This window comes from Stappia sp. ABD4_338, from assembly GCF_056312175.1.
This window is the reverse complement of sequence record NZ_CM149982.1, coordinates 1,201,486-1,214,516: the sequence shown is the minus strand read 5'-3', so window position 1 is coordinate 1,214,516 and position 13,031 is coordinate 1,201,486. Positions and strand designations below refer to the sequence as shown.

General features: G+C 54.8%; 10 protein-coding genes. 2 read left to right on the top strand and 8 right to left on the bottom strand.

Features of this window, described 5'->3' with window-relative positions:
- Positions 1-15 precede the first annotated feature (15 nt).
- Positions 16-5,376 carry a methyltransferase domain-containing protein gene (locus tag ACYX4S_RS05560; RefSeq protein WP_476362179.1) on the top strand — a complete coding sequence of 1,787 codons (5,361 nt, stop codon included), beginning with the start codon at positions 16-18 and terminating at the stop codon, positions 5,374-5,376.
- Complete coding sequence (locus ACYX4S_RS05555; protein ID WP_476362178.1) at positions 5,369-7,504, top strand: heparinase II/III domain-containing protein; 2,136 nt, start codon at positions 5,369-5,371, stop codon at positions 7,502-7,504. Before ACYX4S_RS05560 ends, ACYX4S_RS05555 begins: the two co-directional genes overlap by 8 nt.
- Before the next feature lie 361 nt (positions 7,505-7,865).
- On the opposite strand, the gene ACYX4S_RS05550 is transcribed toward ACYX4S_RS05555, so the two are convergent.
- The 8 genes from ACYX4S_RS05550 to ACYX4S_RS05515 form a co-directional block, all read right to left on the bottom strand.
- A complete protein-coding gene (locus ACYX4S_RS05550) occupies positions 7,866-8,597 on the bottom strand; it encodes a DUF6270 domain-containing protein (protein WP_476362177.1) in 732 nt (243 codons plus the stop codon).
- A gap of 151 nt (positions 8,598-8,748) precedes the next feature.
- A complete protein-coding gene (locus ACYX4S_RS05545) occupies positions 8,749-9,057 on the bottom strand; it encodes a hypothetical protein (RefSeq protein WP_476362176.1) in 309 nt (102 codons plus the stop codon).
- Complete coding sequence (locus tag ACYX4S_RS05540; RefSeq protein WP_476362175.1) at positions 9,054-9,329, bottom strand: hypothetical protein; 276 nt, start codon at positions 9,327-9,329, stop codon at positions 9,054-9,056. Before ACYX4S_RS05540 ends, ACYX4S_RS05545 begins: the two co-directional genes overlap by 4 nt.
- On the bottom strand, positions 9,226-9,540 hold the full coding sequence (locus ACYX4S_RS05535; RefSeq protein ID WP_476362174.1) for a hypothetical protein: 315 nt from the start codon (positions 9,538-9,540) through the stop codon (positions 9,226-9,228). Before ACYX4S_RS05535 ends, ACYX4S_RS05540 begins: the two co-directional genes overlap by 104 nt.
- Positions 9,537-10,193 (bottom strand): lysozyme, encoded by a 657-nt coding sequence (locus ACYX4S_RS05530; protein WP_476362173.1) that lies wholly within the window; start codon positions 10,191-10,193, stop codon positions 9,537-9,539. The genes ACYX4S_RS05535 and ACYX4S_RS05530 overlap by 4 nt, the downstream gene beginning before the upstream one ends.
- Positions 10,177-10,398 (bottom strand): DUF7940 domain-containing protein, encoded by a 222-nt coding sequence (locus ACYX4S_RS05525; protein ID WP_476362172.1) that lies wholly within the window; start codon positions 10,396-10,398, stop codon positions 10,177-10,179. Before ACYX4S_RS05525 ends, ACYX4S_RS05530 begins: the two co-directional genes overlap by 17 nt.
- A 529-nt stretch (positions 10,399-10,927) precedes the next feature.
- Entirely contained in the window at positions 10,928-11,245 is a 318-nt protein-coding gene (locus ACYX4S_RS05520) for a DUF7936 family protein (protein WP_476362171.1), read from the bottom strand.
- Between the two features lie 11 nt (positions 11,246-11,256).
- Positions 11,257-12,972, bottom strand: a complete 1,716-nt coding sequence (locus ACYX4S_RS05515) for a hypothetical protein (RefSeq protein ID WP_476362170.1) — start codon at positions 12,970-12,972, stop codon at positions 11,257-11,259.
- Positions 12,973-13,031 lie beyond the last annotated feature (59 nt).

Here is a 13,031-nt window from a genome sequence, read left to right as displayed (position 1 = left end):
TTCCGGGGATTTAAGATGAAGGACAGTCTGGTCAATCAGAAGGTAATCCACGGCATCCAGAAGCTGCACGAGGGAGCGGGGCTCGAGCTCGCGCGCGACAACGTCGCCAAGGCATACATGGGCCAATGGGGCGGGGCGGAAACCATCGAGAAGCTCCGCCGCCGGATACACTGGATCGCCCGCCAGGCCTACGGAAACCGGGTTCTTGATGTTGGGACCAGCGAAGGTATCCTGCCGATCCTTCTGGGACGCGAAGGTTTTGAGGTCGTCGGCATTGATATCAATGGCGAGGCAATCGACTACGCGAACAAGCTTCTGGAGCACGAAGATCCGGCGGTTCGGGAGCGCGTTCGCTTTTTTCAATCCAGCCTCTACCAGGATCAGCCGACACCACATTTTGACACAGTCATCCTGGGCGAGGTTATCGAGCATATTACGGCGGTGGACCGATTTATTTCGCGTGCACTGGAGCACCTCAAGGATGAAGGGCGACTGATCGTCACCACGCCCTTCGGCGTTTTCCCCGACCCGGATCACAAGACGACCTTCTATTTGAGCGACCTCGTCGAGCTCCTGCACGCTCATGGAAGCCTGGAGCATCTCTCCGTCAATGATGGCTACATTCGCGTTGTCTTGAGGAAAACAATTCCGGCGGCGACGTCCTCTTCGGAGGCCGAGGCTCTCCTGCGCATGACGGAAAGCGCGGCTCACGACCATGCGGTTCGCCTCTACCGGCAGTTGGATGAACGGGACCGGCGCCTGCAGGAACTCGCGGCGCGCGGAGATGCCGGCCAGCAGAAGCTGACTGACGCGACAACCGCCTTGGCGTCGCAAAAGGAAGAGTACCGGCAACTGGAAGATGGATACCGGCAGCTCGAGAAACGCCTCTCCGAGAACGAGGAAACGATACGCGCGCGCGACGAAGCGCTACGGCGCATGTCCGGCATCGAGGCTGAGCGTGAAACCCTGCGGTCCGCACTTGAGCAGGCCCATGCAGATAGAACCCAGGTAGAGCAGGCGTTGAAGGTGCGCCTGACGGCGGCTGAGACCGAACTGCATCTCTTGCGCGAGCAAAAGGTGACGGATCAGGATCGGCGTGACCAGGCGGAACTGACGGCGAAGGAACTGGAAAGCGAACTCGACAAACTTCGTACGGCCTTCTCTAAGGAAAAACAGACCCTCATTGATCGGATTGCCGAATCCGACACTGAAAACTCGAAGCTCCATGACAGTCTGGCCCAAGCCCATCAGGAGAGCGCGGCAACAGCGGCTGAAATCGACAGGCTTGCACAGTCAGTGCTGACACAACGCCTTTCGAATGCAGCTCTTGGAGCGGAACGCGATCGTGCGGCTCATGAGAACGTCTCACTGCGACAGTCTCTGTATGAAGCACTTGAAGAGAACGAAAGCCTTCGAAAAGAGCATGATGCACGGCTTGAAACGCTGCTTTTCCGTGACCAGGAGCTTGCTGCGAGCGAGGAGAAACTGCGTATTCTCAATGAGGCATGCGATGAACATGACAGCCTGCGAAAGGCTCTGACTGCACAGGCCGAAACGCTCTCAGTCCGAGTACGGGAGATTGACCGTGACAACAGGCAACTCCAAGACGAACTGAAGCACGGTGAGGAGCGCCTGCGTCACTTCGAGAGACAATTGGCGGAGCGTCATGAACTGGAGAAGGCGCAGCGAAACAGGATCGCTGAGCTGACGGCAGACAATCAGGACCTCCGTTCCCGGCTGGAGACCCTGGTACCGGCCCACGATCGTGACGGCGATCTTTTCTGGGTTTCCCCGGTGGCAGATCTCATCACGACCTTGGTTCCCAGGGTCAAGCCGCTGAAAATTGCGGATACCTGCACATCTGTCGCCAAGTCCCTGTATGGAGACGATCCGGCACGCGCACTGGTTCTGGCCGCGGTTGCGCACCGCCTTGATCCCAAGCCATATCGTGAAAAGTGGCTTGGCTTCTGCCTCCTGAAATCCGGCCTGCCAACAGCAGCTCACACGCACCTCTCTTCGGCATTCTCGGCGGTCGAGTTTTCAGCTTCGGAAAAGCGCCATTACGACGAGTTGGTCACTCAGATGCGCGCGAAGGAAGCCTCGAAAAGCGCGCAAAAGCAGAAAGCGTCAGCGCATTGGCCACGCATGCACCAATCGATGCGTGTTGCAGGCATTCTCGATGATTTCACCTTCGCCTGCATGTCGCCAGAATGCGATTTTCTGCAGCTCACCCCCGCCAACTGGAAAGAGGAACTTGATCGGTTTCAGCCCGAATTGCTCCTCATCGAATCTGCATGGCGTGGCAAGGATGAGCAATGGGCCAACAAAATCGGGCACTTGAGCAGTGAACTGACCTCTATTCTCTCGTGGTGCAGAGAAAATGGGGTCCCCACGGCTTTCTGGAACAAGGAAGATCCGGTCCACTTCGAAACGTTCCTGAACACCGCCAATCATTTCGACGCAGTCTTCACGACCGACTTTGATTGCATCGGGAAGTACAAGGCCGCGCTGGGGCACGAGAATGTTTACCTTCTGCCATTCGCATGTCAGCCGGCCATTCACAATCCCGTCGAGAAGTATGCTCGGAAGGATGCCTTCTGCTTCGCGGGCGCGTACTACACACGATATCCGGAGCGAACCGAAAATCTTGAAAACTTTCTGGAGCACCTCTCGGCTGCGAAGCATTTCGATATTTATGACAGAAACTTCGGAAAGAACGACCCCGCCTACCAGTTCCCAGAGAAGTACTCGCCCTACATTCTGGGCTCGCTTCCCTTTGATGAGATAGACAAGGCATACAAAGGGTACAGATACGCAATTAATCTGAACTCGGTGAAAAACTCTCAGACTATGTTCGCGCGCCGGGTTTATGAGCTCCTCGCGTCCAACACGATCGTCTTGAGCAACTTCTCCCGAGGCGTTCGCACTCTATTCGGCGATCTGGTCATTTCCTCTGACAGTGGCGAACAGGCGCTGGACAGGCTCACCAGGATGGAAAGCCTGCCCTTCGGTGCGGAACGTGTTCGCCTCGCCGCCCTGCGCAAGGCGCTGCAGGAACATACCTACGAACATAGGCTTGCCTACATTGCTGAGAAGACGGGTGTCCGGGACAGCGCGCGTCTTCAGCGTCCCCATGTAACGATGGTGGCGATGGCCCGCGACGGCAAGGAGCTTGAAGCAGCGGTCGGCCACTTCAAGCGTCAACGATACGACCAATGTTCGCTTGTTGTCTTTGCCGGGTCTGGCGCCCAATCCGCGTCCCGGGCGACAGATGAGCGCATCACCATTCTGCGATGCGAGGATCAGGCCTACACATCGCCAGTCAACCGGCTTGTCAGTGCGGATGACTACATCGCTCCTCTCGCTCCGGAAGACTACTACGGCCCTCACTATCTGACGGATCTTGTTGCCGCTCTGGGGTATGTCGATACGCCGGTGATAACCAAAGGCTCCTTCGTTAGATGGTCGAATGAGGGTCTCGCCCTCGACACCCAGGACGGCGAGTACCGGACCACCAGGCAGGTCGCAGCTCGCAGAACACTCTTCCACGGAGCGGAGATAGGCGACATCGCCGCCAGCGCACTGTTGGAAAACCAGCTTCGCGAACCGGTACAGATCACATCGGCCTTCTCGATAGACCAGTTCAACTATTGCCAGGATGGCTCACATCTCGGCACACCACGCCAGGGCGTCGAAGACCGGGTTGACGATCTCAAGGATCTGGCTCTCGGGGTCTCATTGCCGGACATTCTGCCTCGCGCGGAACGGGTTGCGCCAGCTATGCGGCAGGCAACAACGGCACCGTCCTGGACAGCGGCGAGCATCGTCGCTGAGATGTCCCCACCAAAAGACAAGTCGGTCACCTGGGTGATGGAGGGCGATGAGCTTCGCATGAGCTCGACCCTTCCGGACAACAAGCACACCTACTTATACCAGCGCATCGACCACCCCGTTGAGAACCTGGCAACGGACGCAGGTCTTCCCTTGCACCTTGAGACAACGCCGGGCCTCAACGTGCGCTGGGTGACGCTGTTTCTCGACGAAAACAAGGAGCGCCTGGGTCACTCCATCATCGCTGCCAACCGAAATGAAGCCCTAGACCTTCCCGACGGCACAAAATGGGTCCGCTTTGGTTTCAGGATATACGGGCCTGGCGAAGCAACGGTTCAACGCCTGCTGTTAGGACGGCGCGAACCAACACCTGTATCGGTAATATCGACCTCCAAGAACATTATCGTATCTAATCAATACCCTTCGTATGCTGATAAGTATCGAAATGGGTTCGTCCATCGCCGGGCAATGCTCTATCGTGATCGAGGATTGGCGTTCGATGTGTTTAGCCGTTCTACTGATGCCGATACTACATTCAATGAATATGAGAACATTGACTATACGCGCGGATCGAATGAACAGCTTTCGCGCACCCTCTCTGAACAACATTACGACAATATCTTGGTTCATTTTCTCGACCAGGACATGTGGTCTTCGATTGAACCTCACACGCGGCATAGCCGCGTGATCGTGTGGATCCACGGGTCAGAGATACAGCCTTGGTGGCGCCGCGAATTTAACTATCAGAACGAAGCGCAGAAAGATGTCGCGAAAGCACGCACTGTGCTATTGCGCGAGTTTTGGCGAGAAATATTCCTTAAGAAGAATTCTAACGTGCACTTTGTTTTTGTCTCAACATACTTCTACAATGAAGTTATGGAAGATTATGAATGCGACCTCGATAATTGGCAGTATTCGATAATCCATAACCCAATTGACACAGAAATGTTCGCATACAAAGAAAAACACGAAGATGATAGAAAGAATATTCTATCGATACGACCATACGCTTCCGCAAAATATGCGAACGATCTCTCGGTCGAAGCAATCGTAGCACTGTCCAAAAGCGAGGAGTTCAAGGACCTAAAATTTACCATGATAGGTGATGGGCCGCTATTTGACGAAACGCTTGCACCCTTGGAAAAATATCCGAATGTTGAAATCAGGAAGGGGTTCCTTTCTCATAGTGAGATAGCCGCCTACCACCGGTCCAACGGTGTGTTGTTAACGCCAACGCGCATGGACTCGCAGGGCGTATCTCGAGATGAAGCGATGAGTTCCGGCCTCGTGCCGATCACAACGCGAGTGGCTGCCGTCCCTGAATTCGTTGATGAAACCTGCGGCTATCTTGCGCCGCCGGAGGACTCAGACACCCTCGCCGCTGCAATCCTCGACCTTGTACGAGACCCGAAGAAATTCATCGCAATGTCTCGAGCAGCATCTGAACGCGTCGCACATCAAAGCTCGACCAAACGCATAATCGACGCCGAGGTAAAACTAATCTGCGGCGAACCTGTCAAACAGCGGAAAATCACGAATGCTTGAACTTAAAGACCGTAACGTTATTGCAGCAGAGTACTTTGACCACACTCAGATCTCAAACGCATCTGATGGAACAATTGTCTGTGACGGGGACATTGAACGGGGATCTGAAAGCTCAAACATTTCATTTTCAGGCTCGGGAGACGTCTTTCAGTTTCGTCTCAATCTAGAATGTCCTCGTAGTCATACAGGTATGGGCGCTCGTCTCCGGTTACGTAACTGGGGAGAGATCAAATATATAGCGATTGGATACACTTCAAACGGAGAGTTCCGACATATTAAATCAATAAATCCGCCACAAGAGATCTATTTTGACTTCTACTCAAACCAAGGCGATTTAGCATGGCTATGGAGCAATGCCTGGGTCGCTCAGCAGCCAAGTGATATCTCCGATATTCGCCTCTATATCAAAGGCACCCATTCCGGCTCTGCATACTTAGATATCGAACAACTCGTTCTATGGTCCGAAAAATCCCCTTTCGAAGATGATTTTTTGCCTGAATTAATTTCACCTCATCACACTCTCTTGAGGATAGTTTTGAGCTATCAGGAGAAGTGCTTTCTCGACTATGAAAACCTCGCTTCCCAATTTTTGGAAGAAGGGAAATGCCCCCTTTATGGCCATCAACTTCTTGACTGGTCCTTTAGCGCATCTATACCAAAACAAATTGAAGAAAATAATACTTACAAATTCTCTTGGCACTCGGTCCACCCCTCAATATTTTTAATGCTTCACTATAAAAAAACACGCGAACTTAGATCCATATTTGCAGCGCGAAGCTTTATTGAGCATTGGCTTGAGAAAAATTATTTTTCTCATACAGATGAAATAAAATACGCTTGGTATGATCATGGAACCGCCGAGAGATGCTTGGCTCTGATCTGCATGCATTACTTCGGAATGGAGCTTAAATTTGATACAAGATTCATGCATCGCCTGGTTGAGAGTATATTTCGTCATGCGCAACTACTAAGTTCTGACGCGTTCTACGCAAGCCACCAAAAATACAGGCACCACAATCATGCGTGGTTTCAGGACATTGCGCTTCTGACTTCCGCCCTGTACTTCTCAGAGTGGCCATGCGCGAAATATTGGGCGAACCTAGCACTTTCGAGGCTCAAGGAGCAATTTGACGAGTTAATTGTTCGTGACAATGGCTTTGCTGTTTTCGTTGAAAATTCCATTGGTTATCATCACGGAATTCAGCGTATCGTTGAATTTGCTGGCGAACTTAGTTTGCTGAGCAACACACCATCGGATTTTGACAGAATAAGCCATGAGTTGAGGCAGTTTTCGAATTTTTTCCGATATCCCAATGGCCGCTTTCCCTCGCAAGGAGATACTTTCCGGCTACCTCCAAACTACGACCGACAAAAGGAAGCCGCACGCCCGTACAACCGCCCATCCTTTTCTTTGCTGAAGGAAGCAGGTTATGCCATAGTAAAAGGAAATGGTCACAATAAATCTTACATGCTATCTCTTTTTGCGACCTCCCTATCGGAGACACACAAACATTGTGACAACTTAAACTTCACTCTTTTCTTTGATGGGGTCGAATGGATTATCGATCCCAGCTTCTACTCACATCAATACGAAGAACAAATCCCAAAATACCTTAGATCTCCACTCGCACATAATACAGTATTTATAGAGAACACGGAATACAGCATTATACCGCACACTGCTTTTCTGGATGGCCATCTAGATAGCGGTTTGTTTAAGATTTCTGGCCACCATGATGCGTATTCAAGTGCGACCATTTACAGGGATGTAATTGGATCAGTTTATGAAATGGACCTGAATTTCATCGACCGAATTGAAATCCACGACGCAAAGGAATTGAAATCGAGTTTACTGCTTCATTTTGGCGAAGACGTTGACGTACAGATAGAGAACTATCGGGTGCATCTTACCCATCCATTCTCAGAATTTCGAATTGTAGTTGAATTCGATGCAGGTAGGCCGAGGAATCTCAGACATCACGATACCAGTCGTCATATGCACAGCATATGTGGGCACGGCTTTTTGGAAAAAGCAGATATTAATACTGTATCGGTGAAGCTTCCTGGTGATGAGCTGAGATGGAGAATTTTTTGCGAGCCAGTTTATGGCATTGCTCCACTGACTTGACCCTGGCTGAGGTATACTCTGGCCCATTAAGTGGACCAGTGATTAAAGTGAAACCGATTTTATGAAAAGCAGGTCATTGGGGTATTGAAAGAGCATGAACCGGATTCTATTGCCTCGGATCTGTGCCGCAAGAACAGTGTCAGGAATGCAAAAATCGATAAGTTGTAGGCCGAGTATGGCGGCATGGACATCCGGCTGCTCGCCCGTGAGTTCCGCGTCAACAGCACCGGCCATATCGGCTAAACCAATCAACAGCATCTCCGTCAAAATGGATATAACGTAACAGTAAAATCACACTATGGAGCCGCTTCGTTAAGGGCTTGTATTTCATAAATTCACCAGTAAGAAAATTTAAAAAATTTTATTTCAGAAAATATTTAAATTTTTGGGAAATGTCGAAATAATATTCCTTAGAGAAATGAAAAAAATCTCGCCCCCACCTGTGAGCATAGTCAGAATAGATTAGATCTTCCCTCGGAATCACCAGCGCAACAGAATTATGATTTTTCTTAACAAAATCATAGTATGATTCCAACATTTTATTATTCTCATCAATATATTTACGTGTTTTATCATCAAATTTCTTCAAATCCCCAATATCATGGTCAAAATATTGATCGGCCCATCTAGCGCAATGCAAAATTATTTTTGATTTATCTAAACTTTCCAAAAACTTCGCGGCACCGATTTTCCATATATCAATTGCCTCATGTTCACGCCGCCTCAATAGCGTTGCGCCTTCGAACTCCCGAGCCAAATTTGAACTGATTAATAGATTCGATCTAGTAATATATGACTCTCCATTCTTAAGAAGATCAAATCTTTCATCGATGAAGTCTACTATAATCGCTTGACCATTTTTCGCTTTGATAATGTCCTTAGAAATTTTTTTTACATCATAGTTCAACATACGATTCTCAAAGACTCCTTTACCTTCGATCAGTAATTCCCTGTTCTCAAGGCTAGGGCTCCATTCCGGCGAGTATACACTCGCCAAAGAAGTACGGGCGATATAAACATCAATCTCAAAACCATCCATATATTGGAACGCATCGCGAGTAACACAGCTTCCAAAGATAGAAACCTTAGGCAAATCTAACCTCCTTAAACATGAATTGCGTTTTCTACGTAGATAAGCCGAGACTTTCATTCCGATATTTTGTAACCATTGGCTCCTAATTTATCAGTGTCCCAAATTTATGTCATTACATATTTGGACTGCATCATGAGCTACAAACAACATCTTAAAGATTACCCACATGTTGGATTGCGGCGACCATCTGGGCTGGCAGGTCATTGAGCGCACGAGCCACTCCCTTCAGGTCATCCCTGAGGCCGTCAATTTCTTTGATCAGACGGGCTTCGGTGTCCTTGAGCGCGCCACGCTGGGCAAACCGCTGTTCAACCTCGAGCTTGTAGCTGTTCAAGGCCCGTTCAACAGCCTCCGCCCGGCGCTCGGCTGCGCGAATCCTCGCCTCCACTCGCCACCAGAGGCCAGCCAGGGCGCCACTCACTGTGACGAAGAAAAGAACCGTATCGGTGGTGAGCGTCATTGGCCCGCACTCCCCGCCGCGTCATGCCGGGCACACTCCGAGCGCGTCCACACGCGCGCGCCGCACAGTCCGGCCACGGTGTCGTCGATCTTGTCCTGGTCGTCCGCCGTCAGTCCCCGCGCGCCGACCAGCGACACGCCGATGATGCCCCGGGCCGAGGCCCTGAGGTCATCGCGCATTGCACTGGTTGTCTGCGTTGCTCCACACGCGCCCATGCTCAAGGCAAGCGCGCCGCAGAACGCGAGCCCTGTCAGCCTGTGATGCCAGCTCATTGATTGCCGCCTCCGTCTCTCGCCATGCCTGTTCCAACGCGGCCGCCGCGCCCTGCTCCGCGCCGCGCTGGTACTGCCGTTCGCCGTACAGCCACAGCGCCCCGGCCCCGATCGTCGCGGCCGCCGCCACCACGATCACGATGCGCCCGGCAGAGCTGGAGGCCAGCCCGCCGAACAATCCCTTGATGAGGGTCAGAGCCGCGCCGATCACCGGAGCATTCTCCGCACCAGCAGCACCACAAGCGCCAGCACCAGGAGCGCCATTCCGGCGACGCCCAGCCATGCCAGCGGCAAGCCCCCCTGATCGGTGTCCACAGCCGCATCGGGCGTGACGGCCGGCGGTTCCGTCCGGGGCGCAGGTGCTGTCGCCTCGCCCGGCACGGTCACGGGGCCGTCGAGCCCGGCCAGGCAGATCTCGCGTTCCTTGGCGCGGCGGTTCACGAGCCCCTGCAGCACCCGCCCCCCTGCCCTGTTCCACCGCGGGAGCTGGTTGCACGCCCCGCGCAGATCGCCGGCATTCGCGAGCCGCACCAGCGTCGAGCGGCAGAACGCGCCAGCGCCGATGTTGTAGGCAAGCGACAGAAACGCCGTGTACGGCCCGTCGGGAATCTCGTCGGGATGATCCAGGCAGGCGCGCATGTCCTGCTCGAACTCGACCAGCGCATCGCCAAGCATGGCCCGGCATTCCTCGGCCGTGTGGCGGTCGCCCATCTCCACGCCCCGCGTCTCGCCGTAGCAGACGGTCGGGATGCCGACCGGATCCAGATAGGCCGTCGTGCGCAGCCCCTCGAACCCGCCGATCAGCCCGGCTGCAGCGATGCCGAGCGCGGACAGTGCCCCCGCGATTTTAAGTCTCGTTCTCATCTTCAAATTCCTTCTGTGCGATGAGCCGGGCGACGAACGCGCCGCCGGCGGACAGGCCTGCCAGCGCGGACATGAGCCGCGCCGGCAACAGGTCGCCGAGGTAGGGCACGCCCACCTCGGCAGCGGTCAGCAGGATCGCGAGCGCCATCAGGCGCACGGACCAGGCGCGCCGCAGCACGCGGCGCCAGTCGCAGGAAAGCCGCATGTGGTCTCCAGTGTTCGGGCACAAAAAAGCCGCCTCCGGATGCCGGGGCGGCGGGGTGAAAAAGCAGGCGAAATTTCAGGTGGAATGTTCAGCGGAAAAAATGTTCAATTCCCGCAGGCACTTTCAGCAAGGGTGTTCCCCGCATACGCGGGGATGATCCGCTGGCGGTGGACGTGGTGCTTCCCGAAGGCTGGTGTTCCCCGCATACGTGGGGATGATCCGATGAACGTCTGGGCGAGCGGGTCGGCGTTGCCGTGTTCCCCGCACACGCGGGGATGATCCGCTGGCAGCGTCTGATGCACAGACCGGCGAGGAGTGTTCCCCGCATACGTGGGGATGATCCGGACGCCTCGATTGTGTTGCAGACGAACCGCACGTGCTCCCCGCATACGCGGGGATGATCCGTCTGTGGTACACCAGCGGATAAGTTCCCCGCACACGCGGGGATTTGGGTGCCCTTACCCGGGCTTGCACGGCCACCCTTCGGGGTGGCCGTGCTATTTGCGTCATGCCTCACTCACGCCCACAGTCAAACCCAGGGCGCGGCCCGCGTCACGACGGGCGGATCTTTCTTCTCCTCCAGCAGCCTGGTCAGCCGCCCCTCCAGCGCTGGCACGTCGAGCAGCGGCGTGATCCAGGCGATCACCTCCGCCTCGCTCAGCGTCTCGAAATCTCGGAAATTGTCGGGGTCCGGCTCCGGCAGCGTGGTGCTGCCATAGACCTCCGCCTCATGCGTGCCGTCGCTGCCCTTGAGCCGCCAATGCACCACACACACCACGTCGGCCAGTTCGCCAACGTTCGGACGCGTGCAGAATTGCGGAAAACTCCATGTGTAGGTCGTGCTCATGAGTGGTCTCCTCACCAGGTCGTGAGCGCGGCGCGCTTCCAGGTGTCGGGCGCGGTGCACACATAAATGTGCTCATCATCCCAAGCGATCTGGCCGGTTTCGCCTGTGTCGGTGGCACTTGCCGGGGTTTTCGGGGTGGTCACCTGCACACTGTCGTCGTTGACGACCAGCTTTGAGGCTCCGGACGTGGTGGTGCCGATGAGGAGATTGCCGAAACTGTCGATACGCACGCACTCAACATTGTCGACCTCAAACTGAATGCGAGAATTGGCCGCGGTATTCAGAGGGTCAGCCTGCAGCGCCAGAATGCTGCCGTTTGCATGGATCTGCGAGTACGCCGCGTCGGTGTCCTGCAATCTGATTGCTGGATAGGCACTGCTGATGTGTAGATCAGTGTTGGGAACCGACGTCCCGATGCCAACACGCCCGGCACTGTCGATGCGCATCGCCTCGACACCGTCAATGAGCCACTGGTGATACCCGACGCCGGCGCCGCCTGCCCGGATCAGATAGAGGTCTGTTCCGGCGAGGTCCTCGATGACGAACCCGTAATCATTCGCATCGCTGACATTGGCCTTGAGGTTGTAACCATAAACGCCGCCGACAGAATCCATCCGCATGATCGGAGCTGTCTGCCGCATGTGCAGCGCGGTCAATGGTGTATCGAGACCGAGGCCCAATCGCCCGGTGTTGCTGAGCACCATCGCCTCATAGGGGCCGGAACCGTTGGAGACCGAAAATCCGAGGCCAATCTGACTGGATGCGCCGTACCTCCGACAGTTGATCGTCGCGTACTGGTCTGCGCGATCAGACATCAGCGCCAACAGCGGCACGGAATTGTTGCTCGTGTTGTCGCCAGACAGGAGATTGATGAAATCGGTCGGCGGGGACCATGTAGACTGCCCGACCGGGGAAACCGCTATACCACCCCGCACATCCAATGGCGCAACAGCGCTGCTCGTGCCAATCGCCAGACCTGCCGACGTGAACCGAGCCACCTCCGTCTCGTTTGCAAAAAACTGCCAGCCCGAGTTTGAGATAAACCCGGCACGCACGTTGTTCGGACGAATGTCGATAGAGACGTTCGAGGTGATGTTGAAATCGGAGGTCCCGGAGCCGATCTGCCCGGTGACGGCGTTGTCCGTATCGGAGAAGTTGATCACCGGCGCGGTGCCGACAATATTCAAGACCTCGACCCGGCCGGCGCCTCCCACATCCAACGGATACGATGCCGTGTCTTTGCCGATCGCCAATCCGGTCGGCGTAAACCGCGCCAGCTCCGAACCGGCGACCGCCGCCGCAATCTGATCAGTCTCCGGGAAGAAAAAGCCCGTGTTGGAGTCCCCCTCGCGGGTGACCGCCGGCGCCGCGGCACTGCCGTCGGCAAAGCGTGTCTGGCCGGTCAGACGGGTGTTCGCGAAATCCGCCCCGTCAAGGCTGAGCCCCTTGACCGTTACCTTGCCCGTCTCGCTGTCGATGCGCAGCCGGTCGTCATAGGTGAACGGCGTGCCGTCCGGGCTGTACTGGATCACGAAGTCCTTGTCCTCGGGAGCCAGGCCCCAGCGGAACCGCTCATGTCCGCCCTCGCGCAGATAGACGAGCGCCGCGTTTGCGCGGGTGGCGCGGTCGAGGGTCAGCAGCCGCGTCGGGCCGACGGCGTTCACGGTGTTCGCCATGCTCTCGAGAATGGCATTCAGCTTCGACAGGATTTCCGCAGGTGTAGACATGTCGTCAGTTCCTTTCTTTCACAAAAAAGCCGCCTCGGAGCACCGGGCGGCGGAGCTAA